The sequence below is a fragment of the Pseudoroseomonas sp. WGS1072 genome (assembly GCF_049340465.1).
Classification (GTDB): Bacteria; Pseudomonadota; Alphaproteobacteria; order Acetobacterales; family Acetobacteraceae; genus Pseudoroseomonas.
Genome location: NZ_JBMPSU010000001.1, coordinates 3,525,304 through 3,550,468 on the forward strand (window position 1 = coordinate 3,525,304; position 25,165 = coordinate 3,550,468).

Consider the following 25,165-nt stretch of genomic DNA (forward strand, 5'->3'; position numbering starts at 1 on the left):
ATGGCCCGCCGCCTCCTGATCGTTGCGGGCGCCGGCCTCGTCGCCGCGCCGCTGCTCGTCTGGGGCGCGGCGCAATGGCTGCTGCGGGATTCGGTGCTGCGCCCGCGCGTCATCGCCGCCGTGGAGCAGGCGACCGGGCGGAGGCTGACCCTCGGCGGGCCGGTGGGCGTGAAGCTCTCGCTGCTGCCGACGGTGACGCTGGAAGGCGTTTCGCTGGCCAATGCGCCAGGTGGCAGCCGGCCGGAGATGCTGACCGCCCGGCGCATGGAGGCGCGGCTGGCGCTGCTGCCGCTGCTCTCGCGGCAGCTGGCCTTCGAGCACATCCGCCTCGTCGAGCCGGATGTGCTGCTGGAGGTCGATGCGGCGGGCGAGGGCAACTGGCGCTTCCGGCCACCGCCTCCCCCCGCCGCCGACGCGCCCGGGCCCGCACCCGCGGCGCAGGACGGCCGGGCCGCGCGGCCGCTGGCCTTCTCGGTCTCGGAGATCCTCATCGAGGGCGGCCGGCTCACCTGGCATGACGTGCGCGGCGGGGGGCACGAGACGCTGGAGATCCGCGACCTCGCCCTGACCGCGCCGGAGCCGGCATCGCCGCTGGGCCTGCGCGGACAGCTGGCGCTGCGGGGCGTCGAGATCGCCGTGGAAGGCACGACCGGCCCCTTGCCGCGCCTCACGGGTGCCAGCGCCGAGCCGGCGGACTGGCCGCTCGAACTGACCGCGACATCGCCCGGCCTGCGCCTGCAGGTGCAGGGCAGCCTGTCCCGGCCGGAGGCCCTGGCGGGCTGGCGCCTGCAGGTCGAGGCCTCGGCCGATCGGCTGGGGCGGCTGTCGCCTTTCCTGCCGCCCGCGCAGCCCTGGCCCGCGGCGCTGGAAGGTCTTGCCGTGCAGGCCTCGCTGAGCGATGCGGGGCCGGGGCGGCCGCCGCACCTGCTCGGCCTCTCCGCCAGCCTTGCCGGCGGCGCGATGGCCCCCCTGGCGCCCGATCTGGTGCTGGGCGCCGGCAGCCTCCGCTTCACCGATGGCGAAGGGCCCGGTGAGGCCAGCCTGTCCGGTCAGTGGCGCGGCCTGACCTGGCAGGGCGAGGCCCGCCTTCCCCCTCTGGCCGCCCTGGCGGCGCCGGGCCCCTGGCCGCTCGAGGCCACGCTGCGGGCCGCGGGGCTGGAGGCGCGGCTGCAGGGGGCGCTCAGCGGCACCGCCCCGCTCGGCGCCCGAGGCCGGTTCGAGGGCCGTGGGGCGGACACGGCGCCGCTCCTCACCGCCCTGGGCCTGCCCGGGCCGCGCCTGACCGAGGCCCATCTCGCCACGGCCTTCGACTGGTCCGGCGGCACGGCGCTGTCGCTCGAGGATCTGCGATTGTCGTCGCGGGAAGCCTCCCTTGGCGGCACGCTGCGCTGGCAGGCGGGCGCGGCGCGTCCGAGCCTGCGATGGGCGCTTTCGGCGCCGCGCCTCGACCTTGATGCCCTGCTCTCGGCACCGCCGCCGCAGCCGGCCGCGCCCCAGCCGGCGGGCGGCACCCCGGCGGTTCCGCCCCGCCCGCCCCTGCCCGCCGAGGCCGGGCCGCGCCGCGTGATCCCGGCCTTGCCCCTGCCGCTGGCGCGCCTGCGGGGGCTGGATGCCGAGGGACCCCTGGACATCGCGGAGCTGAGGCTGCGCGGCGTGACCTACAGCCAGATCCAGGGCCATCTGGCCCTGGAGGGCGGGCAGCTCCGGATCGCCCCCCTGGCCTTCAGCCTGCCCGGCGGCCGTCTGGCCGGCAGCCTGGCCGCCGATGGCGCGGCGGCCCCGCCCCGCCTCTCGCTGGCGCTGCGGCATGAAGGCGGCGGCCTCGACCTCCGGCCACTGCTGCAAGGCTATGGCCTGCCGCCCCAGGGCAGCGGCCTGCTGGAGCTGGAGGCGGATCTGCAGGGCGCGGGCGAAGATCTCCGGTCCCTGGCCGGAACGCTGAGCGGTCATCTGGCACTGGCCATGGCCAATGGGCAGATCGAGAACCGCCTGCTGGAACGTCTGGGCGGTGAGTTGCGCCGCCTGATGCTGCCGGGCGCCCCGGCGGAGGCGGGAACGGCGCTGCGCTGCCTGGCGCTCCGCCTGCAGCTGCGTGATGGCATCGCCCGGCCGCAGGCCATGCTGATCGAGACCGGCCTCGCCGACGTGGTGGGCAGCGGCGAGATCGATCTGGGCCAGGAGCGGCTGGCGTTGCGACTGCTGCCGCAGCTCCGCCTGGGCGGCCTCGGCCTGACGGCGCCGGTGGTGGTGGGCGGCAGTTTCGCGGCGCCCAGCTACCGCCTCGATTCCGCGCGGGTGCCCGAAGCGGCCGCCGGCATCCTGGGGGAGTTGATGAGCCGGCAGGCGGAAAGCGGCGATTCGGTCCTGGGGCGGCTGGCGCAGCAACTGGCGGACCGGCCCGCCGGAAGCCTGCCGGATTGCGCGCAGCAGCTGAGCGTGGCCCGGGGTGGCCATTCCGGCCCGGTACCGGCCGAATCCCCCGCGCCGTCAGGCGGCCGCCCGCGCGCCCCCGGGCCAGTCGACATTCTGCGCGGCCTGCTGGGCCGCTGACATGGCAAGGGGCCCCATGGGGCCCCTTATCAGACTCGCGCCACTGCGTGAGGCGGCGCCGCTTCCGCCCTACTCGGCGGCCGCAGCGTCCCCCTCCTCCTCGGGCCCCGCCAGCATGCTGTTGGCGACGACGCCGGCCTGCGCGCGGATGCGCTGCTCGATGCTCTCGGCCATGGCCGGATTGTCGCGCAGGAACTGCTTGGCGTTCTCCCGCCCCTGACCGATGCGCTGGCTGTCGCAGCTGAACCAGGCGCCCGACTTCTCGACCACGCCCGCCTTGACGCCGAGGTCCAGCAGCTCGCCGACCTTGGACACGCCCTCGCCATACATGATGTCGAACTCGACCTGCCGGAACGGCGGCGCCATCTTGTTCTTCACCACCTTCACGCGGGTCTGGTTGCCGGTGACTTCCTCGCGGTCCTTGATCTGGCCGATGCGGCGGATCTCGAGCCGGCAGGAGGCATAGAACTTCAACGCGTTGCCGCCCGTCGTCGTCTCGGGGTTGCCGAACATGACGCCGATCTTGAGGCGGATCTGGTTCAGGAAGATCAGCAGCGTGTTGGAGCGAGAGACCGAGCCGGTCAGCTTGCGCAGCGCCTGGCTCATCAGCCGGGCGTGCAGGCCGACATGGCTGTCGCCCATCTCGCCTTCCAGCTCGGCGCGCGGCACCAGAGCGGCGACGGAATCGACCACCAGCACATCGACCGCGCCGGAACGCACCAGCGTGTCGGCAATCTCCAGCGCCTGCTCGCCCGCATCGGGCTGGCTGATCAGCAGGTTATCCACATCGACACCGAGCTTGCGGGCATAGCCCGGGTCCAGCGCGTGCTCGGCATCAAGGAAGGCACAGGTGCCGCCGCGCTTCTGCGCCTCGGCGATGGCGTGCAGCGCCAGCGTCGTCTTGCCCGAGCTTTCCGGCCCGTAGATCTCGACGATGCGTCCCTTGGGCAGGCCGCCGATGCCCAGCGCGAGGTCGAGGCCGAGCGAGCCGGTCGGGACGACCTCGATCTCGTCCGACTGCTGCTTGGCCCCCATGCGCATGATCGAGCCCTTGCCGAAGGCCCGTTCAATCTGGCTGAGCGCGGCATCGAGCGCCTTGTTCTTGTCCATTCTGGAACCCCTTCGCCAAGCGGCTGTCTATATGGATCGGAGACACTGACCGGATCAGTGCTTATCCCGGCGCGATGCATTCGATAAGGCAGGGCCAGGATATCATTTTCCTGTGACGTCAGTGAACCCAGAGAGCTATTCAATCCCAGGTTTAATTCTCTGCCGCCCCAGATTTCGAGTTCCCTATATGTTCGCTTCTGCCTCGTTCCGCAAGAGGATCAGCGTGGAAGCAGGGCTTTCACCGCCTCCACGAGCTGGGCCGGCGCATAAGGTTTGGCCAGGAAGCGAAGACCCTCGCCCTCCACGCCCGTCTCGACCATGGACGGCGCATAGCCACTGGTCAGCAGGACCGGCAGGGCCGGGAAGCGATGCCGCAGCCGGCCGCAGAGCGCCAGGCCGTCCATGCCGGGCATGATGACATCGGATACCAGGGCGCGAGGCGCGAGCCCGGCTTCCACCAGCTCCAGCGCCGCCTCGGCATCCTCCGCCGCGACCACCTCCCAGCCCGCGCGGCGGAGGCTGCGCTCCGCGAGCTGCCGCAGCAGCCCCTCATCCTCGACCAGCAGCAAGGGTGCCGCCGTTCCGCCCGCCGCCATCAGGGAGGATGGCGCCGGGCCTTCCGCCGCACCATCGGCAACGGCCTGGGGCGCGGCCTCCTCGACGCGGGGCAGCAGAATGCGGAAGCAGGTCCCCTCTCCTGGCCGGCTGCTCACGGTCAGATAGCCGCCCGACTGGCGGACGATGCCATGCACGGTGGCGAGACCCATGCCGGTTCCGCCCTGCTGGGCACGGCTGGTGAAGAAGGGTTCGAAGATGCGCGGCAGGATCTCGGGCGGAATGCCCAGACCGGAGTCGCTGACCTCCAGCACGGTCCATCGTCCGGCCGGCACCGGTTCCGGCATCGCCGGCAAGGCCTGCAGCAGCAGTTGCCGGCCGGTGGCCAGTCGCAGCCTGCCACCCGTCGGCATGGCCTGGCGGGCGTTCATCGCCAGGTTCATGACAACCCGGTCCAACTCCGACGGGTCGATCCGCACCGTGCGCTCCGGCTTCTCCAGCGCCAGCTCCAGCCGGATGTCCGGCCCCAGCAGCGGCGTCAGGAGCCGGGCCACACCGGAGACCGCCTGGTTCAGCGGCACCAGCCGTGGCGCCAGGACCTGCTGCCGGGCATAGGCGAGCAACTGCCGCACCAGCCCGCCGCCGCGCTCCGCCGCCTCGCGGATCTGCTGCAGCTCCGCCGCCGCCGCGGGGCCCGAAAGCCGCTCCGCGCCCTCGGCGGCGCCGAGGATGATGGCCAGGATATTGTTGAAGTCGTGCGCGATGCCGCCCGCCAGGGTGCCGAGCGTCTGCAGCCTCTCGGCCTTGGCCACCTTCGCCGCCATCAGCTGCCGCTGCGCCAGATCCTGCAGCAGCAGCACCGCCCCGCCATCGGGCAGGCCGAGGCGGATCGGCGCCACGGGCAGGCCGGGCATGCCCTCGGGCGCGATCAGACGCAGCTCCGCCGGCGCCGCGCCGCCCCGGGCCAGCCATTGGGTCAGCAGGGATCGTGACTCTGGCTGGAACAGGGCGTCCGGCGCCATGCCGGCCTGCACCGGATAGGCGGGGCCGAGGGCGCGGCGAAGAGCCGGATTCGCGCCGCGGACCCGCCCCGACCGCTCCAGCAGGAGCGCGGCTTCGGGAAGCGCCTCGAACAGGGCCTCGAAGGCGCCCTGGCGCTGCTCTCCCAGGAGCCACAGATCGGCAAGGCGCTTCATGACCGGATGATATCCTCACGAAGCGGTGATGTCAGTCCCTATCCTCCGCCAGCAGGGCGAGGGCTTCCGTGACCAGGGCCAGGCTGGTCCGCACGGACCGGGCGTGCCCGGGCGGGGAAACCGGCCCGCACGCCGGCGCCTCCGGCCCGATCCGCGACCATGCGCCCTGCTCGCGCGCGGCGCGGCGGGCGCGTTCCAGCAACTGCGGCCGCTCCGACTGCAGTCGGCGGACCGAGATCTCCAGCGCCCGCGTCAGTTCCATCCATCCCGCCCCCTGGCTTCCGGGTGGCAGGATCGCCGCAGGAGGCAAGGAAAGGGTTAAGGAGGCACGGCGCACCGTCGCAGCGAAGTGTTAGGGGATCGCGGTGAGGATGGCGGCATGAACGACCCCGCCCTTCCCGCCGTGCTGGCCGGCCTCGCCACGCTCGACGCCACCCTGGCCCTGGCCGAGGGGCTGCGGCAGGGCCGGCGCGCTGTCGACCTCAGCGGGATCGAGGCCGAGGTCGGTGGCCTGTGCCTCGCCGCCCTGGCCCTCCCCGCGCGGGCGCGCGGGGAGGTTCGCGCGCCGCTGGAAGGTCTCCGCCGCCGCCTGGAGAGGCTGCTGGCGGAGCGGTGAGCGGGTTCAGCCCTGCGGCAGGTGCCGGCTGATATAGGGCGGCAGGTTGAAGGCGCCGGCATGGATCTCCGGCGTCCAGTACTCCGTCCGGCCCAGGATTCCGGCGGCCTCGGCGCGGTCGCGGAGGGTGGCGCTGTCCACCTGGCGCAGGGTGGCATCCTTCGCCGCCCAGCCCAGGGTCATGAAGCCGCCGACATAGGTCGGCACGGCGGCGACATAGGCCCAGATGTCCGGGAAGGCCTTGCCGCGGCGGACGGACGTCTCGGCCAGTTCCTCGGCCTGCATGATCGGCACGCCGCACTGGTTGACGATCAGGCCGCGATCGGACAGCAGCCGCGCCGCGTTGGCGTAGAACTCGTCGGTGAACAGCACCTCGCCGACGCCGATCGGGTCGGTGGAATCGACGATCACCACGTCGAAGCTGCCGGCCGGCGCCTTTCGGACGTAGTCGATGCCGTCGCCCACGATCACCTCGGCCCGCGGGTCGTTCCAGGCCTCGCCACCGATGTGGGGCAGATGCTCCTTGCACAGCCGGATCACCTCGCCGTCGATCTCGACCATCACGGCCTTCTCGACGTTGCGATGCTGCAGAACGCGCTTCAGCACGCCGCCGTCACCGGCACCGATGATCAGGACGCGCCGGGCATCGCCATGCGCCAGCAGCGGCACATGGGCCAGCATCTCCTGATAGACGAACTCGTCCTTCTCGGTGATCTGCACCACGCCATCGAGCAGCATCACGCGGCCATGCGTGTAGCTCTCGAAAATCATGATGTCCTGGAAGTCGCTCTGGACGCGGGCCAGCTCGCGCTTCACCTGGAAGCGCTGCCCCCATTCGGGATAGAGGGTCTCGTTCACCCAGGAATCGGTCGGCATGGGGATGTATCCTCGTGGAACGCGAAGAGGGCGGGACCTTAGGATCCCGCCCCCGGCCTCGTCACGTGACAGGCTGGCGTCAGCCGATCAGGCCGCGCTTGTGCTCGGCGAGCTGAACGCGCTCGGGCAGGAAGCCCTTCTTCAGCACCGGCACCGCCTTGTAGGGGTTGCAGATGCCGCAGACGAAGATGTCGAGCGCGGCATAGGACCGCTCGGGCCAGGTGTGGATCGAGACGTGGCTCTCGGCCAGGACCAGCACGCCGCTCACGCCACCATTCGGGGAGAAGTGGTGGAAGTGGCCGTGCAGGATGGTCGCGCCGGTCTCGATCGCGGCCTCGCGCAGCACGGAATCGATGTGCGCGGGATCATCGAGATTGGTCGCGCCCCACAGATCGACGATCAGGTGCGTGCCGGCAAAGCGCACGCCGTCGCGCTCGACGAAGTAGTCCTTCGCCTCGCCGTTCGGGCTGTCAACAAACTGGGCTTCGCTCGGGCTGCTATCCGAAACCATCCCCAGCGGAGAAACGAGAGCGTCCATGGTTTGAGGGCTCCTTCCCACCAGAAGATGACCAGGGCGATCGGGGTCGATCAGGTCAACGGCGGCGCATATGGGGCACAGCGGCCCGGGCCGCAAGAAAAATCGGGGTTTTCGGGCCGAAAAAATCGCGGGTCCTTCCTGCGTTCAGCGCGTATCTCTTCGTGCCACCCCCGGGGAGGGTCCGCAAATGCCCCCCGTAAGGGCTGGGTGGTTGCGGAAAAACTCCCGTCCAGTCTGAGCCTGCGCTCTTCCCTCTTGTCGGACGGGTAAAGGCTGCTATACCCCCGGCCCTGCGCTGGATGGGTGGCCGAGCGGTCGAAGGCGCACGCCTGGAAAGTGTGTATACCTCAAAAGGGTATCGTGGGTTCGAATCCCACCCCATCCGCCAGTTCCCGCCCTGCTCCGTTATCCTCGCGAACCGCCCCGGCCTGCCACCGCAGACCGGAGGAATGGCTCCGTGACTTCCCTCTGGTCAGGCCGAGCGCGGAAGCCCTAGCGTGGCCGGGCCCGATGCATGGCGGTTCCATGCGGGGTGGACGGGGAACCAACCCCGCGACAGGGGGAAGCCGATCACCATGACCAAGCCGGACAGCCATCCCTTCTCGCTCGATGGCCAGACCATCCTCATCACCGGCGCCGCGGGTGGCATCGGCGGCGCCACGGCACGGCTCTGCGCCGCGCAGGGTGCCGGACGGCTGGTGCTGGCGGACCGGGAATCGTTCGAGCGGATCGCCGGCCACGTCGGCGCCCTGGACGCGCCGTTCTCTTGCCACCGCCTGGATGTCAGCGATCGTGCCGCGGTGGAGCGGCTGGTCCGCGAGGCGGGGGAGATCGACGCGCTGATCGACATGGCCGCCATCTGTCCCGCCGACGACTGGATGAACGAGGACTGGGACGCGGCGCTGCAGAGTGTGCTGGATGTCAATGTCCGCGGCCCGATCAACCTGACGCGCGCCGTCCTGCCCGGCATGGCGGCCCGCGGACGGGGACGGATCGTGCTCTGCGGCTCCATCGCCGGCTGGATGGGAGGCGTCGCCTCCGGGCCGCACTACGCCTTCTCCAAGGGCGGCCTCCATGCCTTCGTGCGCTGGCTGGCACGGCGCGGGACGCCGCAGGGCGTGCTGGTCAACGCCATTGCCCCGGGCCCGGTGGAGACGCCGATGACGGCCGGCCGGGACTACCGGCCGGAGCAGTACCCGCTGCGACGCATGGCCCTGCCGGAGGAGATCGCCGCCGCCGCGGCCTTTCTCGTCAGCCCGGGCGCCGGCTATGTCTCCGGCGCCGTCCTCGACGTGAACGGCGCCCTGCACTACCGCTGACGGCGCGCGGGCGCCTCAGCGGGCGGGGCGCAGGCCGCCATAGGTGGCCAGGTGCGCCCCCGCCAGCCAGCCGGCATCGACCGGCAGATTGATGCCCGTGATCGCCGCCGCGTCCTCCGAGAGGAGGAAGGCGACGGCCGCGCCGATCTCCTCGGGCCGCACCATGCGGCCCAGCGCCGAGGCCTCAGCCAGCAGGGCGGGATCGCGCAGGCCGCGCTCGATGGCGGCCTGCACCGGCGGCGTCGCGACATAGCCTGGCGAGACCGCGTTCACCCGTACCCCGGACCGGCCCCATTCCGCGGCCAGGCAGGCCGCCATATGCACCGCCGCCGCCTTGGACGGCGCATAGGCGTGCAGCGGCGCGGTGCGACTGGCGGTGATCGAGCCGGTGACGACGATCCCGCCCCGTCCCCGCGCCGCCATGCGCCGGCCGGCGGCGACGCAGGACACATAGACGCCGCGCAGATTGACGGCGATGACGCGGTCGAACTCCTCCAGCGCCAGCCGCTCCGGCGGATCCCCGGGCTGGATCAGGCCGGCATTGGCCACCAGCGCCTCCAGCGGCCCGAGCCGCGCCTCGACATCGGCGAAGACGGCCTCGGTGGCCGCGGCGTCGGTGACATCGAGCGCGACGGCCTCGGCGCCCAGTGTCTCCGCCGCCGCGCGGGCCGCCCCGATGTTGAGATCGGCCAGGACCACGCGCCAGCCGCGCGCCGCCAGCACGCCGGCCGTGGCCAGGCCGATCCCGCTTCCCGCGCCGGTCACCAGCGCCACGCGGCCACGCCCCTCATCCCGTGTCATCCTGCGACGCCTCTCCCGTGTTGCATGTCCATGGGCCCGCCCTAGACCGCCAGATAGCGCTGCCTGACGGCATCATCGCCGCGCAGCGCCTCGATCGTGTCGCTGTAGACCACCTGCCCCTTGTCGATCACCGCCGCATGGGTGGCGACGCCGAGGCAGAAATGCATGTTCTGCTCCGCGATCAGGATGGTGACGCCCATCTCGCGAAGCTGCCGGATGAGGGCTCCGATGGCCTGGACGATCAGCGGCGCGAGCCCCTCGCTCGGCTCGTCGAGCAGCAGGATGTCGGGATTGCCCATCAGGGTGCGGGCGATGGTGAGCATCTGCTGCTCGCCCCCCGAGAGGCGCCCCGCCATGCGCCAGCGCATCCCGGCCAGGATGGGAAAGACCTCATAGATCCGCTCGGTGGTCCAGTGCCGGTCGCCGCGCGGGCCGGCCTTGGCGCCGACGATCAGATTGTCCTCGACCGTGTGCTCCGGGAAAACCTGGCGGTCCTCCGGCACATAGCCGACGCCGGCTCGCGCCACGAGGTAGGGCGCCTTGCCGGCCAGGCTGGTGCCGGAGAGCATCACCTGCCCGCGGCGCGGCGGCGCGATCCCGGCGATGGCCTTGAAGGTGGTGCTCTTGCCCGCCCCGTTGCGGCCGAGCAGCGCCATGGTCTGGCCACGGCCGACGGACAGGTCGATGCCGAACAGGATCTGGCTGGCGCCGTAGAAGACGTCCGTGCCGCGCACCTCGAGGATGGGGGAAGCCATATCTCAGCCCTCCGCCACGGCGAGATGATGATCGGTGCCGAGATAGGCGTCGATCACATCCTGGTTCCGCCGGATCTCGGCCGGCGTGCCCTGCGCCAGGACGGCGCCGTACTTCAGCACATGCACCGCCTCGGCGAACTTGAAGACGATGTCCATGTCGTGCTCGATGAAGATGACCGTCAGGCTCTGCGCGCGCCAGAGATGATGCACCTTCTCGATCATCCGCCACCGCTCATCGGGACCCATGCCGGCCGTCGGCTCGTCGAGCAGGAGCACCTTGGGCCGCATCGCCAGGGCAAGACCGATATCGAGCAGCTTCTGGTCGCCGTGCGACAGGGTCCGCGACAGCAGCTCCGCCTTCGGCGCGAGCCCCAGGAGGTCGAGGATCTCGTCGACCCGCGCGCGGCTTTGCGCCAGAGGAAAGCGGGAGAGCAGCGACCAGGAGCGGCGCTGATGCGCCGTGACCGCTGCGGTGAGCGCTTCCCGCACCGTCAGGCTCGGGAAGAGCGCGGCGACCTGAAAGGCCCGCGCCATGCCGCGGCGGACGACGTCGAGGCTGGAGAGACCCACCATGTCCTCGCCGTCGAAGACGACACGGCCGGCATCCGGCCGCAACTGGCCGGAGATGAGATTGAAGAAGGTCGTCTTGCCGGCGCCGTTCGGTCCGATGATGGCGGTGAGCGAGCCGGCCGGGAAGTTCAGCGAGACGTCACGCGTGGCCTGTACGCCGCCGAAGGACTTGCAGAGATGTTCGACCTGCAGCATCGGCTCACCCCACCATCTTGCGCGCGGCGGGGGGCGTCGGCGGTGCGGTTTCGGCCCCCTCCTCCCGGCCCAGCGGCGCGGCGGCCCGCCTCCGCTCCGAGATCCAGTCGGCGACGTAATCCGCCACGCCACGCCGCAGGCCGAGCACGATGGCGAGAATCAGGATGCCCAGCACCAGCCCGTGGTGATGGGTGTAGATGGTGACGTAATGGTTCAGAAGCTGCAGCAGGAAGGCGCCGATGACCGGGCCGAGGAAGACCTGCGTGCCGCCCAGCATGATCATGAAGATGGCCTCACCGGAGGTGGTCCAGAAGCCGAACTCGGGAAAGGCGCCGGAGACGAACAGCGCCATGATGATGCCGGCCATGCTGGCCATGGTGCCCGCCAGCACGAAGACGCCGAGCTTCATCCGCACCACGTTCACGCCCAGGAAACTGGCGCGCGTCGGATTATCCCGGATCATGCGCAGGGTGTAGCCGAAGGGCGATTGCCAGACCTGGCGCATCAGCAGCAGGCAGAGCACGAAGACCACCGCGCAGAAGATGTAGAGCGTGCCCGGCTGGCCGAGGTCGATGCCGAGGAAGGGCGGCCGTGGAATGCCGCCGCGCAGCCCCTGGTCGCCTCCCGTGAGATCGACCCAGGTCAGGATGATGCTGTGGATGAACATCTGGAACGCCAGGGTGATGAAGGAGAAGTAGATCTCCTTCAGGCGCACGCAGATGGCACCGATGACCAGGGCGAGCAGCGCCGTGCCCGCCAGCGCCGCCAGCATGGCAAGCGGGATCGAGACCGATCCCGACTGCATCAGCAGGCCGAAGATATAGGCGCCGGTGGCGAAATAGGCGGCGTGGCCGAAGGAGACCAGCCCGGTCAACCCGACCAGGAGGTTCAGCGACATCGCCAGAAGGCCATAGGCGATGACATAGATCAGGAAGTCCCGCAGCGAGGGATGCGGAAAGACCGCCGGCAGGACCAGCAGGAGCGCCAGTCCCAGCAGGCCGAGCGTGAGGTCGCGTGTCAGGCCCTGCCGCATTCTAGCTGACCTTCGCGCCCAGCAGGCCCGAGGGCCGCAGGATCAGGACCAGACCCATCAGCGCGAACATCAGCCCGTCGACGAAGAGGGGGAAGCCGATGGCTCCGAAGGCGCGCGTCAGCCCGATCAGGATGGCCGCGATCAGCGCGCCGGGGATCGATCCCATGCCGCCGATCACGGTGACGATGAAGCTCTCGATCAGCACCGAGAGGCCCATGCCCGGCGTCAAGGTGCGCACCGGCGCGGCCAGGGCGCCGGCCAGGCCCGCCAGCAGGCAGCCCAGGCCGAAGACGCCGGCATAGAGCAGCCGCGTGTTGATACCGAGCGCGCCGACCATCTGCGGATTGATGGCGAGGGCGCGGATGATCTTGCCCAGCCGGGTGCGGTTGATGCCGAGCCAGAGCGCGGCGCCGACGCCCAGCGCCATGGCCAGCATGAAGATGTAGTAGCCGGGGATGAAGCCGCCGGCGAGCTCCACCGGCGCCGTGGCGAAGCTCTCCGGCATGCCCATCAGCTTGTAGTCCGCGCCGAAGATGATCTTCACCAGGTCGTCGCAGATCAGGATGGCGGCATAGCAGACCAGGAGCTGCATCAGCAGGTCCTGGCCATAGACACGGCTCATGAAGAACCGTTCGAAGACGATGCCGGCGAGCCCCGCGCCGGAGGCTCCGGCCAGGAGCGCCAGGAGGAAGCTTCCGGTCTGCTCATAGGTGACGAAGGCGAAGTAGGCGCCCAACATGTAGAACACGCCATGGGCGAAGTTGACCACGCCGAGAACACCGAAGATGAGGGACAGTCCCGAAGCGACGAGGAAGAGCAGCATGCCCACGATCAGCCCGGTGGAGACCTGGGTGACGGTGCAGGCGGCTGTGGTCATGCAGCCCGCCAGGACATCGAGGTTCATGGATGGATCTCCTGTTGCGGTGCCTCAGGCGTAGCCCTTCTGCCGCTTCCACTGGGTCTCCATCTCCAGGATCCTGGACCAGGGGGTCGTCGCGAAGTCCTCCACGAACGGCGCCTTGGGAACCGTGCGCCCCCAGGCCGTCGGATAGCCGATCAGCGTGTGGTCGGAATCGCGCAGGGTCAGCACCTCCTCGACGGCGAGCGGCGACTGGATCGCCATCCCCTTCAGCTCGGCCGCCAGGGCCGCGCCCTCGGTCCTGCCGCCGGTGCGCTTCAGCGCCTCGGCGATGAACTGGCAGGCGACGTAGTTCTGCCAGGCCCAGTTGGTCGGCTCATGCTTCGCCACGCCCGTGAAGCCGTCGGCGAAGGCCGTGTTGCTGGGCTTCTCCGGATAGTTGCGGTTGTAGCGATAGGCGGTGTGCAGGCCGGGCGGCAGCTGCTTGATGGCGGTCAGCACCGGCGGGTCGCCCAGTGAGGAGGAGAACAGCGCGATATTGGCGAAGAGGCGGTAGAGGTTGCTCTGCTCAATGAAGCTGACCAGGTCGCCGCCCCAGAGCGCCGAGTACATCGCCTGCGGCCGCACCTGCAGCGCCTTCGTGATGTTCTCCGTGTAGTCCGGCGCGAAGAGGCGCGGCCAGACCTGGTCCACCACCTCGATGGACGGGTCGTACATGCGCGCGAACTCCAGGAACTCGGCGGTGTTGTCGCGGCCATAGGCATAGTCGGGCGAGCAGGTCATCCATCGCTTCAGCCCGCGCTGCTTCGAGATGGCGGAGGCATAGACGCCGCCCGCCACGGCGTCGTGGATGCCCTGCCGGGCGCAGCGGAAGGCGGTGGCGATCCGCAGCTTGGGATCGGCCGTCAGCGACGAGGTCTCGGAGTTCGTGTGGATGCAGAGCACCGGCAGCTCGCGCACCACCTCATGCACCGCGAAGGCGCCGGAGGAGGCCTCGCCGTCGATGATGATCTCGCAGCCGTCATTGTTGATGAGGTCGCGCGTCACCTTGGCGGCCTCGTCCGGGCGGCCCTTGGAATCCCGCTCCACCAGTTGCAGCGTGCGTCCGCCCAGGCCGCCCGCTTCGTTGATGCGGGCGAAGGCATACTGCACCGCGTAGCGGCTGGACGTGCCGAGGATGGCCACGCGGCCCGACAGGATCGTCGGCATGCCGACACGGATCACCTTGGCCTGTGCGCCGGCGATGCGCGGCGAGGCCAGCACGGCCGCACCGGTCGCCGCGCCGGCGAGCAGGGCGCGCCGCCCCACCTGCTTTGTACTCTTGAACATTCCCGTTCTCCCTGTTGCCGGCGGGCTTCGCGCCCATCTCGGTCGTTTCTTCGTTGATTTTCCGTCATGGTGGCTGTCGCCGTTCCATGGCGTCAACATGTTCGGCGCCGCTCTCACCAGGCGCGTTTCAGGATCCCCGCCGCGAAGGAGATGACCTCGCCCACCGGCGCGATGACACGATCCATGCTGAGCACGGCGTGCATCTGGTCGGCGAGATGCAGGGCGGTGACACGCACCTCCTCCCGCTCCAGCCGCGCCGCATAGAGCTGCCCTTCCGAGCAGAGCGGATCGTGGCCGCAGGTGAGCACGAGGGCCGGGGCGGCGCCGCGCAGGCTCGCCGCCCGCGCGGGCGAGGCGCGCCAGTCGGTGCGGTCCAGCGGCGCCGGCAGGTAGTGGTCGATGAACCAGCGCATCGTCGCCGCCGTGAGCGGAAGCCCGTCGCGGAAGCGCTCGTAGCTCTCGCCGGTCATGGCGAGGTCGACGGCGGGGTAGAGCAGCATCTGGAAGGCGACCGCCGGCGCATCGCCATCGCGCGCCATCAGGGCCAGCACGGCGGCCAGATTGCCCCCCGCGCTGTCGCCACCGACGGCGATGCGCGTGCGGTCGATGCCGAGGGCCCCGGCCTCCGCCGCCAGCCAGCGCAGCGCCGCCAGACCATCCTCCAGCGCCGCCGGATAGGGATGCTCCGGCGCCAGCCGGTAATCCACCGCCAGCACACAGGCGCCGAGGTGGTGCGCGAGCTGGCGGCAGAGCGAATCATGCGTCTCCAGCCCGCCCAGCACCCATCCGCCGCCATGGAGAAACAGCAGGCAGGGCGAGAGCCCGCTCTCCGGCGCCGCGCCACCCCAGTACAGCCGCAGCGGCACGGGCGGCCCCTCCCCGCTCCGCGCCACCAGATCCCTCACCTCCGGCAGCCATGGGCCCGGCGATTGCAGGACGCGCGCGCGTTGCAGATGGGCGGCGCGCGCTTCCGCCGGCGTCTGCGTCTCGAAAGGCCTGCTGCCGGCCTCCCGCGCCGCCCGGAGCACGGCGAGGACATCCGGATGAAGGGCTGGCATGGGGTTCCTCCTCCCATGGACGGCCGGGGGCGGTCGCCGCCGCCTCCCGGCCAAGGTCTCGTGCCGCCGGCGGCTCAGCGCGCCAGCACGAAGCCCTCATAGTCATTGGCCGCCACCTCGGCGCAGCGGCGCGCGTAGTTCGCCATGCCGCCCGCGTAAGGCATGAAGACGCGCGGCTTGCCCGGCACGTTGGCGCCGAGATACCAGGAGCTGTTGGCCAGGGGCAGCAGCGTGGCGTTGGCGGCCTCGTTCACATGCGCCACCCAGCGTTCCGCCGCCTCCGGCCGCGCCTCGATGCGCTGCAGCCCCTGCCGGCGCATGTGCCCGATGCAGGCGGTGATCCAGTCGACATGCTGCTCGATCGCGACGGGCATGTTGGTCAGCACCGAAGGGCTGCCGGGCCCGGTGATGGTGAACATGTTGGGGAAGCCCGCGACCTGCAGGCCGAGATAGGTGCGCGGCCCGGCCGACCAGGCCTCGCGCAGCGACAGCCCGTCCCGCCCGCGGATGTCGATGGCCAGCAGCGGCCCCGTCATCGCGTCGAACCCCGTGGCGAAGACGATGATATCGAGCGGATACTCCGCCTCGCTGGTGCGGATGCCGGTGGGCGTGATCGATTCGATCGGCGTCGCCTTGATATCCACCAGCGTGACGTTGTCGCGGTTGAAGGTCTCGAAGTACTCGGTGTCGATCGGCGGCCGCTTGGTGGCGAAGGGATGGTCCTTCGGCGTCAGCATCTCCGCCACGCGCGGATCGCGGACGATGGCGCGGATCTTGGCGCGGATGAAGTCGGAGGCCGTGTCGTTGGCCGCCTTGTTGGTCAGGAGATCGCGGAAGGCGGCCCGGAAGCGCAGCCCGCCCCTCTCCCACGCCGCCTCATAGCGCGCCAGCCGCGCCGGCTCGTCCAGATCGAGCGGGGAATCCTCGGCGATGTCGAAAGGATGGCCGTTCGTGGAGCCGCGGGCCTTCTCCCGGATGGCGGCGTAGTTGGCCTTGATCTCGCGCAGCTCCTCCGGGCCCACCGGGCCGTTGCGGGCGGGGATGCTGTAATTCGCGGTGCGCTGGAACACGGTGAGATGCGCCGCCTGCGCCGCGATCACCGGCGCCGCCTGGATGCCGGTCGAGCCGGTGCCGATCAGGCCGACCCGCTTGCCGGTGAAGTCGACGCCCTCCTGCGGCCAGCGGCCGGTGTGGTACCACTGGCCGGAGAACCGCTCGAGGCCCGCGATGTTCGGGATATTGGCCGAGGAGAGGCATCCCACGGCGGTGATCAGGAAGCGGGCGGAGAGGCTCTCGCCGGCCTCCGTCCGCAGCCGCCAGAGATTCGCCGCCGCATCATACTCGGCGCTGGCGACACGGGTGTTGAACTGGATGTCGCGCTTCAGATCGAACTTGTCGGCGACGAAGTTGAGGTAGCGGCGGATCTCGCCGTGCTCCGGATAGCGCTCGCTCCAGCTCCATTCCTGCTGCACCTCGTCCGAGAAGGAATAGGAGTAGTAGTAGCTTTCGGAATCGCAGCGGGCACCGGGATAGCGGTTCCAGTACCAGGTGCCGCCGACGCCATCGCCCGCCTCCAGCACCCGGGCCTTCAGCCCCAGCTTGTCCCGCAGCGTCAGCAGCTGGTACAGCCCGGCGAAGCCGGCGCCGATGATCACCGCATCATAGGTCGCCGCCGCCGATGGCGCGGCGGGTCTGCTCTGTCCTGGCGCGAGAGATGCCATGGGGACGCTGCTCCCTGATCTTGTCGTTGCATCGTTGGACGTTCTTGGCCCGGACCACCGTCACGGGACGGCGGCCGGCTGGCATGGCCATGACCCTAGGGGGCTTGCGCCCCGGGGCACAATTTCCAAGACTTCCAAACTGGTGTGAACGTCCATCACAGGTGAATGCCATGGATCGTGTCGCCGAGATGGTCGCCTTCGTCCGCTCGGTGGAGGATGGCGGCTTCTCCGCCGCCGGCCGCAGCCTCTCCCTCAGCCCCTCGGCCATCAGCAAGATGATGACGCGGCTGGAGAACCGGCTGGGTGTCGTGCTGTTCAACCGCTCGCTGCGCAGCCTGACCCTGACCGCCGAGGGCGAGGCCTTCTACCCTGCCGCCCGGCGCGCCCTCGAGGCGGTGGAGGAGGCGGAGGCGATCGCCTTCACCGGGGTATTGCCCGGCGAGGTGCTGCGCATTCGCTCCATGCCGACCTTCGCCATCCACCGGCTGGCGCCGCTGGTCCCCGCCTTCCGGCGGCTGCATCCCAACCTGCGGCTGGAATTCGTCCTCGGCAACGAGGCCGGCAACCTGCTGGAAGGCGGTGTCGATGTGGCGCTCTACATTGGCGAGCTGCCCGATTCCTCCCTGGTGGCGCGCCGCATCGTCAACATGCGCTGGGTCATCTGCGCCGCGCCGCGCTACCTCGCCGAGCATGGCGCGCCCGCCGCGCCGGAGGAGCTGGCGCGGCACGAATGCCTCAACTTCAACAAGCGCATGCCCTGGAGCACCTGGGCCTTCCGCGACAGCGAGGACTCGCTGCAGCGCATCCGCGCCAGCGGCAGCGTGACCGCCAATCAGGGGCAGATGCTGCTGGCGCTGGCCCTGGCGGGTGTCGGCATCGCCCGGCTGGCGGAGTTCCAGGTCGCCACCGAGCTGGCCGAGGGCCGCCTCGTCCGCCTCTTCCCGGCGGAGGAGGCGCGCATGGAGGAGAGCATCTATGCCGTGCACCACAGCAAGCGGCATGTCAGCCACCGCGTCCGCGTCTTCCTGGACTTCCTGACGGCCGCCTTCTCCGGCGAGGCCGCGTGAGGCGCCTACCGCCGGGCCGGGGCGCCGGGGGGCGCGCCCCCGCCCGGCCGCGACGCGCTGAGGGCGCGGCGGATCTCCGCCTCGGCCTTCGCCAGCTCCCGCGTCGCCTGCTGCCTCGCCTGGCGGCCTTCCTCGGCGATGCGCAGGCTGTCCTCCAGCGTCGCCACCAGGCTGGCATTGGCGCGCTGCACCGCATCGATGTCGAAGACGCCGCGCTCCAGCTCGACCCGCGCCTCGGCATTGCCCTGGCGCAGCGTCTCGGCGTTGGCGGTGAGCAGCTGGTTGGTCAGGTCGGTGGCGGCGCGGACCGCGGAGCCGGCCTCGCGCATGTTCTGGATGGCCAGGGCCTGGGCCAGCTGGGTGCGCCAGAGCGGCACGGTATTGGCCAGCACCGAATGGATCTTGGCCGCCAGCGCCTTGTCGTTCTCCTGGATCAGCCGCATCCCCGGCAGGGACTGCATCGCCACCTGCCGCGTCAGGCGCAGGTCGTGCACGCGGCGGTCCAGCTCGTCCCGCGCGGCACGCAGGTCGCGCAGCTTCTGCGGCGCCACCGGATCGGCGGGATCGGCGGCGGCGCGCTCGGCGGCGGGGATGGCCTCGGCGTCGGTGCGCGCCAGCACGGCCTCGCCGGCGGCGATGTGCTCGGCCAGGGCGTGGAACCAGTCGAGCGTCGCGTCGTAGAGCCGCTCCAGCCGCTCGACATCCTCGAGCAGCCGCGTGCGGTGCTGGTCCAGGCGGTCGCCCACCGCCTCGATCTGGCCGCGCACCCCCTCGTAGCGCTGCACGATGGCGAGCGCCTGGGTCTGCCCCCGGCCCGCCAGCCGGGCGAGGCGGCCCATCAGCCCCGGCTTCTCGGACAGCTGCGTCACGTCGAAGCCGCGCAGGGTGGAGAGCAGGCCGGACAACGCCTCGCCCGCCTCGCCCGTCGCCTGATTGCGCGCCGCGCCGAGCATGGCATCGGCCGCGGCGGTGGCGCGGTTCTGCGCCTCGGTGCCGAAGCGCAAGATGGTGGCGGGATCGGCGAGGTCGATCGCGGCGGCCAGGCTATCGACGCGCTCGGCGGGGATGGCGCGGCTCTCGCTCACTTCGGGGGGGCGCGTCGTGCTCATGCGTAACCTTCCTCGCGCAGGCGCTCGGCCAGCACCTTGACCTGAATCTCGAGCGCCTCGTTCTCGGCATGGACCAGCTTCTCGCGCATCGCGCCGCTGCCCCGCGCCATCTCGTCGATCAGGGCGGGCAGGCTCTCCGGCGGCGTGGCGCCGGCCCGCAGGCGGGTGGCGATCCGCTCCAGCCCGTCGAGCTGCAGGTTGAGGAAGCGGCGCGCCTCGGGCAGGGTGCCGGGGCGCCGGTCCAGCTCGGCCAGCAGGCCGCCCAGGGCCAGCGTCGCCGGCCGCAGGCGTGGATCGGACGCTTGCAGACCCGTCAGCCGCGCGCGAGGAACCGCCAGCGGATCAGGCGCGGGCGGCGCCGGAGGCAGGACGGGCTCGGGCGGCGGCGCATCGGCATAGAGCAGCTGCGCGCCGAAGCCCGCCATCAGGCCGAGGACCACCGCTCCGAGCCCCGGCACCAGCGCCGCCAGATGCGCGGCGAGGCCGGTGGCGAGGCCGGTCAGCACGGCGGCGCGGCGGATGCGGCCGCGCCGCAGGTCGCGCAGCGCGAGCCCGGCCAGGCCGAGGCCGAGAAGCGTGCCGACCAGGCGCCTCTCATCGCCGCCCAGCAGGTTGAACAGCAGGGCCGGCGCCAGCGGCATGGCGAGCACCACCAGCACCGTGCCGCGCAGCCGCCGCAACTGCCGCGTCAGCCGGGCCAGCGGGTCGGTCCGGGCGTTCACGTGAAAAGTCCGATGACCGAGCGGATGAAGGCCAGCACGGCGACCATCCAGAGCGAGCAGATCAGCAGGCCGAGGCCGCCAAGGCGGCGCAGGGTCTCGCGGCCGCTCGGCAGCAGGGCGTCGAGGCCGGGGGGCGTGACCGGGCCGGCCGGGGCCGGGCGCGACGGGGTGGCGGGGCGGTTCATGACCATGAGATTGCCCCGCCACCCCCCCGGATCAAGCCGCCCGGCTCAGCTCCCGATCACGCCGCCGCCCTTGCGGGTGATGGCGATGATCGCCGGGCGCGGCGGCATGCCGGGCTGGAAGTCCGGCCAGCGGGTCGAGGGTTCCTCGAAGCTCGCGCCCTTGTCGTCGCCCGGATGCTGGATCGCCAGGAACATCGTGGTGTCGTCCGGCGTCAGGCAGGGCCCGCAGACCTCGGCCCCGGTCGGCGCCTGGTAGAAGAGCCGGGTCAGCGCCGGCCCCTCGCCCGTCGTGTCGGCGGCGTAGAGGCCATCCGCGACCCCGTGGGTCGAGGGCGCGCCGTCGGTCGCGATCCAGATGCGGCCCTTGCTGTCGAAGGTGCAGTTGTCGGGGCAGGAGAGCCAGCCCTCGGGGCTGGTGCCCTGATGGTACTGCGCCCCGGCATCGACGCCCGGCCTGCCGCCGATCAGGAAGATCTCCCAGCGGCCCTCCGGCGCGGCGTGGTCGGCCTGCCCCGCATCGGCGCCGGGCGGGATCATCTCGATGACATGCCCGCTGGCATTGGCGGCGCGCGGATTGGCGGGGTCCACCTGCTCCGGCTTGCGGCGGGTGTTGTTGGTCAGCATGACATAGACGCGGCCGTTCGCCGGATTGGCCTGGACATCCTCCGGCCGGTCCATCGGCGTCGCCTTCAGCAGGTCGGCGGCGCGGCGCGTGTCGATCAGCACCTCGGCCTGGCTGTCGAAGCCGTTGGCGGCGGTCAGCGGGCCCTGGCCGTGCACCAGCGGCAGCCATTCCATGCGGCCATCCTCATGGAAGCGCGCGACATGGAGCGTGCCCTCGTCGAGCAGGTCGCGATTGGCCGCCGGGTCCTGCGGGTTCCAGGCGCGGGCGGTGACGAACTTGTAGACATAGTCGAAGCGCTCATCATCGCCCATGTAGAAGACGACGCGGCCATCCGGCGCGATGGCATGCGTGCAGCCCTCATGCTTGAAGCGGCCGAGCGCGGTGCGCTTCACCGGAACCGACTGCGGATCGTAGGGATCGTATTCCACCACCCAGCCGAAGCGGTTCGGCTCGTTCGGCTCCTTGTCGAGATCGAAGCGATCGACATGGCGGCTCCAGCCATAGCTGCCCTCGCCGACGATGCCGTAGCGCTTGTACATCGCCGCCTGCGCGCCGGTCGTGGCCGCCGCGCCGCCGAAATACTGGTTGAAGTTCTCCTCGCAGGTGATGACCGTGCCCCAGGGCGTGTTGCCGCCGGCGCAGTTGTTCAGCGTGCCGAGGACAAGGCGGCCCTCCGCGTCGGCCGAGGTGCGCAGCCGCGCATGGCCGGCGGCGGGACCGCTGACGCGCATCGGCGTCTCGCCGGTGATGCGGCGGTTCAGCCGGCTGTCGCGCACCGGCGCCCAGCGGCCGTCCTGCCGGCGGATCTCGACGATGCTCATGCCGTGCGCGGCCAGCTCGATCATCGTCTGCTCGCGCGACAGCCGCCGGCGCGCGCCCTCGCCGAGGCTGACCGCCTTGCCGTCCTTCTCCTCGCGCAGCCCGGCGAACATCAGCTGCGGATCGGTGTACTCGTGATTGACCGCGAGCAGGCCGTGTTCGGCGCCGCGGCTGCCACGCGGCAGCGGGAAGAAGTCGACATAGTCGTTGTTGTAGCCGAACTGCGCGGCCTGCGCGGCGGCGGTCTGGCGCAGCGGATCGAAGGCCGGCGCGTCGGGCAGGACGGCGTCCCCCCAGCGGATCACGGTCTGGATTTCATAGCCTTCCGGCACCGCGTCGCGCTCGTCCATCCGGTGCGCGATCTCGCGGAAGCCGAGGCTGGACGGCGAGGCCGCGCCGCCGGGGGCGGGCTGGGCCGCCGCCGGGACCGCCGCGGCGAGCAGTTGGTCGGAGAGCGTCGCCGCGGCGCCGGCCCCGAGCAGTCCGCGCAGCGCCGCGCGGCGCGAGAGGCGGCGCTCGATCAGCGCGCCGATCGGCTCGCGCGGCGCCGGGTTGCTGCCGATATCCTCGATCTCGATCGGCTTGTGGTCGTCAGGCATGTCTCTAATTTCCTGGCAGGAACGGCGCAGGAGTGCCGCGGCGCGGAAGGACACCAGACTCCGCGTCAGAGCGATGACAGCCTTATGAAGCTTCGGTGACGCCGCCGCGCGTGGCGAAGAAGCGCGCGATGGTCCCCGCCGCGGTATCGAGATGCCGCTCCAGCACGGCGATGGCCGTGCCGGTGTCCCGCGCGCGGGCGGCCTCCAGCATGGCGCGGTGATCCTCCTGCGCCATATGCGCGCGGCCCTGGCTGGCGAGATGGAAGCGCAGGTAGCGATCGAAGGCGATGAGCTGCTGCTCGGCCAGCGCCAGCAGGCGCGGATGGCCGGCGGCGGCGTAGAGGGTCATGTGGAAGCGCCGGTTGAGCAGGCCCATCCGCCCCGCCTCCTGCTCCGCGTCCATCTCGTCGATCAGCGCCGCCGCGTCGCGCAGGGCGTGGTCCGAGAGGCGCGGGATGGAGAGGCGCAGCGCCGCCGGCTCCAGGGCGCGGCGGATGGCGTAGGTATCGGCGGCGTCGGCGGCGGAGATCTCGGTGACCACGGCGCCGCGATGCGGGAGCACGTCGATCAGCGCCTGCGACTCGAGCTGCCGCAGAGCCTCCCGCACCGGCATGCGGCTGAGGCCGAAGCGCGCCGCCAGTTCCTCCTGCCGCAGCGGCGTCCCTCCGGGCAGGCGGCCGTCCAGGATTGCCGCCTTCAGCGTGGCCTCGACGAATTCGGTCGCGGTGCGCCAGCGGAAGGCGAGGCTGGGGCGGAGGGCGTCGAGCGGCGATGGCGGCTTCGGCAATGGAGGATCCAACATCCGGTCGTTGATTGGATCCAATATTACGTTAGTCTGCCATCCGACTTCCAGCGATGAGTCGGGAACAGCGAGCGATGACGCAGCAGCACGAGCGGGGCAACGCGATTCAGCCGGTGGTGGCGGGCGCCCTCGCCTCGGTGGTCGGCTTCGCCAGCTCCTTCACCGTCGTGCTGGCTGGCCTCGCCGCCGTCGGCGCCAGCCCGGCCGAGGCCACCTCCGGCCTGCTCGCCCTCTGCCTGGCGCAGGGCGTGCTGGCCATCCTGCTGAGCCTGCGCCACCGCATGCCGGTGGTGATCGCCTGGTCGACGCCGGGCGCCGCGCTGCTGGTGGCGACCGGCGCGCCGGAGGGCGGCTTTCCCGCGGCGGTGGGAGCCTTCATGCTGGCCGGCCTGCTGATCCTGGCGGCCGGGCTGTGGCGCCCCTTCGGCCGCCGGGTGGCGTCGATCCCCCCCAGCCTCGCGAATGCCATGCTGGCCGGGGTTCTGCTCGAACTCTGCCTGGCGCCGATGCGGGCCGTCGGCGCCATGCCGGCCCTCGCCCTGCCGATCGTCCTGGCCTGGGCCCTCGCCTGGCGCTTCGCGCGCCTCTATGCCGTGCCGGTCGCAGTGCTCGTCACCGTCGGGATGATTCTGCTGGCCACCCCCCTGCCCGAGGGCGCGCTGGCGCAGGGCCTGCCGGCGCTGCTGCCGGTGACGCCGCACTTAACCGCCGGGGCCGCCATCGGCATCGCCCTGCCGCTGTTCCTGGTCACCATGGCCTCGCAGAACGTTCCCGGCCTGGCCGTGCTGCACGCCAATGGCTACAACCCGGCGCCCGGCCCGATCTTCACCGTCACCGGGCTGGTCAGCGCCCTGATCGCGCCCTTCGGCGCGCAGTCCGTCAATCTCGCCGCCATCACCGCCGCGCTCTGCGCCGGCCGGGACGCGCATCCCGACCCGGCCCGGCGCTGGATCGCCGCCGTGGTGGGCGGCCTCTGCTACATCCTTCTGGGGCTCGGGGCGGGCTTCGCGGTCGCCTTCATCGCCGCCTCGCCGCCGCTGCTGATCCAGGCGGTGGCGGGACTGGCGCTGCTTGGCAGCCTCGCCGGGGCGCTGACCTCGGCGCTCGCCAACGAGCGGGAGCGGCTGCCGGCAGCGCTCACCTTCGCCACCACGGCCTCGGGCCTCAGCATCTTCGGCATCGGCGCGGCCTTCTGGGGGCTGATCGGCGGCGGCGCGCTGCTGCTGCTGGACCGGGCCTGGCGCCGGGCCTAACACGGGACGGGCCGCCAGCCGGGGCGGCTGTAACACCCCGTCATCGGATGTGACCCCGGAGACGGCCCGTGGGCCCGAAAAGATCGCAGCGGCCCTTGCCCGCCGCGGCGGCTGCTCTATCTGGAGCCCCTCAAACGCCACGCCGCCCGCCTCGACGGGCCCTTTGCCCCTCCGCCCGGTGCCCCGGCACCGCGCAGGACAGGGAGATCTTGCCCATGACCATGCCCACACTGACCCGCCCCTCCCCCGCCGACCAGGCCAACCTGCCGGCGAACCGCCGGCCGGAGCGCGTCATCCCCGCCCTGCTGGCGGCGCGCCCGGCGGCGGCCGCCGCCCTGGAGGACGAGACGCCGTTCCTCTGCCTCTGCCGCGCCATGCTGCGCGCGGCGCCGGCGGGGGCGGCCCATGCGGCGCGGGCCGGGGCCGCGCTCGCCCGCGAGGGATGGACCAGCCCGGCGCGGCTGGCCGGCAGCGACGAGGCGGCGCGCGAGGCGGTGCTGCGCGCCGCCGGCTATGCCCGCTGCGCCAGCCTCGCCGCCCGCCGGCTGGGCGGCATGGCACGGCTGTTGATGGAGGAGCATGGCGGGGATCTCGACGCGCTGCGCCGGCAGGCGGCCGAGGACCCGGCGGCGCTGCGCCGCCTGCTGAAGCGCATTCCGGGTGTCGGCGATGTCGCGGCCGATATCTTCTTCCGCGAGATCCAGCTCCTCTGGCCCGAGCTTTATCCCTTCGCCGACCGGCTGGCGCTGCGCGCGGCGCGGCGCCTCCGCCTGGGCGACAGCGCGGCGGCGATCGCCGGCCTCTGCCCTCGGCCGGACTTCCCGCGTCTGGTCGCCGCGCTGGTCGAGACCGAGATGCGCGACGACTACCTGGCCCTGACCCGGCGACTCTCGGCCTGACGCG

At 71.5% G+C, this 25,165-nt stretch carries 24 protein-coding genes and 1 tRNA gene; 7 read left to right on the forward strand and 18 right to left on the reverse strand.

Going from position 1 to position 25,165, the window contains the following annotated elements; all coding sequences use genetic code 11:
* The gene (locus tag ACF3NH_RS16545; RefSeq protein WP_422924248.1) at positions 1–2,550 is read left to right on the forward strand and encodes an AsmA family protein; all 2,550 of its coding nucleotides are present in this window, start codon (positions 1–3) and stop codon (positions 2,548–2,550) included.
* A gap of 69 nt (positions 2,551–2,619) precedes the next feature.
* Here ACF3NH_RS16545 and recA read toward each other — a convergent pair whose 3' ends face one another.
* From recA to ACF3NH_RS16560, 3 genes are all read right to left on the reverse strand, one after another.
* A complete protein-coding gene (gene recA, locus ACF3NH_RS16550; protein ID WP_198364835.1) occupies positions 2,620–3,660 on the reverse strand; it encodes a recombinase RecA in 1,041 nt (346 codons plus the stop codon).
* 218 nt (positions 3,661–3,878) lie between these two features.
* Positions 3,879–5,411 carry an ATP-binding response regulator gene (locus tag ACF3NH_RS16555; RefSeq protein WP_422924251.1) on the reverse strand — a complete coding sequence of 511 codons (1,533 nt, stop codon included), beginning with the start codon at positions 5,409–5,411 and terminating at the stop codon, positions 3,879–3,881.
* A 31-nt stretch (positions 5,412–5,442) separates the two neighbouring features.
* Positions 5,443–5,673 carry a hypothetical protein gene (locus tag ACF3NH_RS16560; protein WP_422924253.1) on the reverse strand — a complete coding sequence of 77 codons (231 nt, stop codon included), beginning with the start codon at positions 5,671–5,673 and terminating at the stop codon, positions 5,443–5,445.
* A gap of 117 nt (positions 5,674–5,790) precedes the next feature.
* Between ACF3NH_RS16560 and ACF3NH_RS16565 the strand changes: the two genes are divergently transcribed.
* Positions 5,791–6,027: a hypothetical protein gene (locus ACF3NH_RS16565; protein ID WP_422924255.1), complete on the forward strand. Its 237-nt coding sequence runs from the start codon at positions 5,791–5,793 to the stop codon at positions 6,025–6,027.
* A 6-nt stretch (positions 6,028–6,033) separates the two neighbouring features.
* Here the strand turns inward: ACF3NH_RS16565 and speE are convergent, their stop codons facing one another.
* Both speE and speD read right to left on the reverse strand, forming a co-directional pair.
* Entirely contained in the window at positions 6,034–6,903 is an 870-nt protein-coding gene (gene speE, locus ACF3NH_RS16570) for a polyamine aminopropyltransferase (protein ID WP_422924257.1), read from the reverse strand.
* Between the two features lie 79 nt (positions 6,904–6,982).
* Positions 6,983–7,441 carry an adenosylmethionine decarboxylase gene (gene speD, locus ACF3NH_RS16575; protein ID WP_198364830.1) on the reverse strand — a complete coding sequence of 153 codons (459 nt, stop codon included), beginning with the start codon at positions 7,439–7,441 and terminating at the stop codon, positions 6,983–6,985.
* A gap of 297 nt (positions 7,442–7,738) precedes the next feature.
* Between speD and ACF3NH_RS16580 the strand changes: the two genes are divergently transcribed.
* Both ACF3NH_RS16580 and ACF3NH_RS16585 read left to right on the forward strand, forming a co-directional pair.
* A tRNA-Ser gene (locus ACF3NH_RS16580) sits at positions 7,739–7,829 on the forward strand.
* A 187-nt stretch (positions 7,830–8,016) separates the two neighbouring features.
* The gene (locus tag ACF3NH_RS16585; protein WP_422924259.1) at positions 8,017–8,760 is read left to right on the forward strand and encodes an SDR family NAD(P)-dependent oxidoreductase; all 744 of its coding nucleotides are present in this window, start codon (positions 8,017–8,019) and stop codon (positions 8,758–8,760) included.
* 15 nt (positions 8,761–8,775) lie between these two features.
* Here the strand turns inward: ACF3NH_RS16585 and ACF3NH_RS16590 are convergent, their stop codons facing one another.
* The 8 genes from ACF3NH_RS16590 to ACF3NH_RS16625 form a co-directional block, all read right to left on the reverse strand.
* Complete coding sequence (locus ACF3NH_RS16590; RefSeq protein ID WP_422924261.1) at positions 8,776–9,561, reverse strand: SDR family NAD(P)-dependent oxidoreductase; 786 nt, start codon at positions 9,559–9,561, stop codon at positions 8,776–8,778.
* A 41-nt stretch (positions 9,562–9,602) separates the two neighbouring features.
* Complete coding sequence (locus tag ACF3NH_RS16595) at positions 9,603–10,316, reverse strand: ABC transporter ATP-binding protein (protein ID WP_422924263.1); 714 nt, start codon at positions 10,314–10,316, stop codon at positions 9,603–9,605.
* 3 nt (positions 10,317–10,319) lie between these two features.
* Positions 10,320–11,081, reverse strand: coding sequence for an ABC transporter ATP-binding protein (locus tag ACF3NH_RS16600; protein WP_198364826.1), 762 nt, complete (start codon positions 11,079–11,081; stop codon positions 10,320–10,322).
* Positions 11,082–11,085: 4 nt separating this feature from the next.
* Positions 11,086–12,114: a branched-chain amino acid ABC transporter permease gene (locus ACF3NH_RS16605; protein ID WP_422924266.1), complete on the reverse strand. Its 1,029-nt coding sequence runs from the start codon at positions 12,112–12,114 to the stop codon at positions 11,086–11,088.
* 1 nt (position 12,115) lies between these two features.
* The gene (locus ACF3NH_RS16610) at positions 12,116–13,018 is read right to left on the reverse strand and encodes a branched-chain amino acid ABC transporter permease (RefSeq protein WP_422924268.1); all 903 of its coding nucleotides are present in this window, start codon (positions 13,016–13,018) and stop codon (positions 12,116–12,118) included.
* 24 nt (positions 13,019–13,042) lie between these two features.
* Complete coding sequence (locus ACF3NH_RS16615; protein ID WP_422924270.1) at positions 13,043–14,302, reverse strand: ABC transporter substrate-binding protein; 1,260 nt, start codon at positions 14,300–14,302, stop codon at positions 13,043–13,045.
* Positions 14,303–14,415: 113 nt separating this feature from the next.
* Positions 14,416–15,360 (reverse strand): alpha/beta hydrolase, encoded by a 945-nt coding sequence (locus tag ACF3NH_RS16620; RefSeq protein WP_422924272.1) that lies wholly within the window; start codon positions 15,358–15,360, stop codon positions 14,416–14,418.
* 74 nt (positions 15,361–15,434) lie between these two features.
* A complete protein-coding gene (locus ACF3NH_RS16625) occupies positions 15,435–17,081 on the reverse strand; it encodes a flavin-containing monooxygenase (protein WP_422924274.1) in 1,647 nt (548 codons plus the stop codon).
* Between the two features lie 170 nt (positions 17,082–17,251).
* On the opposite strand from ACF3NH_RS16625, the gene ACF3NH_RS16630 reads away from it, so the two are divergent.
* A complete protein-coding gene (locus ACF3NH_RS16630) occupies positions 17,252–18,148 on the forward strand; it encodes a LysR family transcriptional regulator (protein WP_198364820.1) in 897 nt (298 codons plus the stop codon).
* 5 nt (positions 18,149–18,153) lie between these two features.
* On the opposite strand, the gene ACF3NH_RS16635 is transcribed toward ACF3NH_RS16630, so the two are convergent.
* The 5 genes from ACF3NH_RS16635 to ACF3NH_RS16655 all read right to left on the reverse strand — a co-directional run bounded on the left by ACF3NH_RS16635 (position 18,154) and on the right by ACF3NH_RS16655 (position 22,994).
* Entirely contained in the window at positions 18,154–19,257 is a 1,104-nt protein-coding gene (locus ACF3NH_RS16635) for a toxic anion resistance protein (RefSeq protein ID WP_198364819.1), read from the reverse strand.
* Complete coding sequence (locus ACF3NH_RS16640; RefSeq protein WP_422924276.1) at positions 19,254–19,979, reverse strand: hypothetical protein; 726 nt, start codon at positions 19,977–19,979, stop codon at positions 19,254–19,256. Before ACF3NH_RS16640 ends, ACF3NH_RS16635 begins: the two co-directional genes overlap by 4 nt.
* Positions 19,976–20,164 (reverse strand): hypothetical protein, encoded by a 189-nt coding sequence (locus ACF3NH_RS16645; protein ID WP_198364817.1) that lies wholly within the window; start codon positions 20,162–20,164, stop codon positions 19,976–19,978. Before ACF3NH_RS16645 ends, ACF3NH_RS16640 begins: the two co-directional genes overlap by 4 nt.
* Positions 20,165–20,209: 45 nt before the next feature.
* The gene (locus ACF3NH_RS16650; protein ID WP_422924278.1) at positions 20,210–22,207 is read right to left on the reverse strand and encodes a PhoX family protein; all 1,998 of its coding nucleotides are present in this window, start codon (positions 22,205–22,207) and stop codon (positions 20,210–20,212) included.
* An 82-nt stretch (positions 22,208–22,289) separates the two neighbouring features.
* Positions 22,290–22,994, reverse strand: a complete 705-nt coding sequence (locus ACF3NH_RS16655; protein ID WP_232476809.1) for a GntR family transcriptional regulator — start codon at positions 22,992–22,994, stop codon at positions 22,290–22,292.
* 89 nt (positions 22,995–23,083) lie between these two features.
* Between ACF3NH_RS16655 and ACF3NH_RS16660 the strand changes: the two genes are divergently transcribed.
* Together ACF3NH_RS16660 and ACF3NH_RS16665 are read left to right on the forward strand one after the other, a co-directional pair.
* Positions 23,084–24,262: a benzoate/H(+) symporter BenE family transporter gene (locus ACF3NH_RS16660; protein ID WP_422924280.1), complete on the forward strand. Its 1,179-nt coding sequence runs from the start codon at positions 23,084–23,086 to the stop codon at positions 24,260–24,262.
* A 215-nt stretch (positions 24,263–24,477) separates the two neighbouring features.
* Positions 24,478–25,161: a hypothetical protein gene (locus tag ACF3NH_RS16665; RefSeq protein ID WP_422924282.1), complete on the forward strand. Its 684-nt coding sequence runs from the start codon at positions 24,478–24,480 to the stop codon at positions 25,159–25,161.
* Positions 25,162–25,165 lie beyond the last annotated feature (4 nt).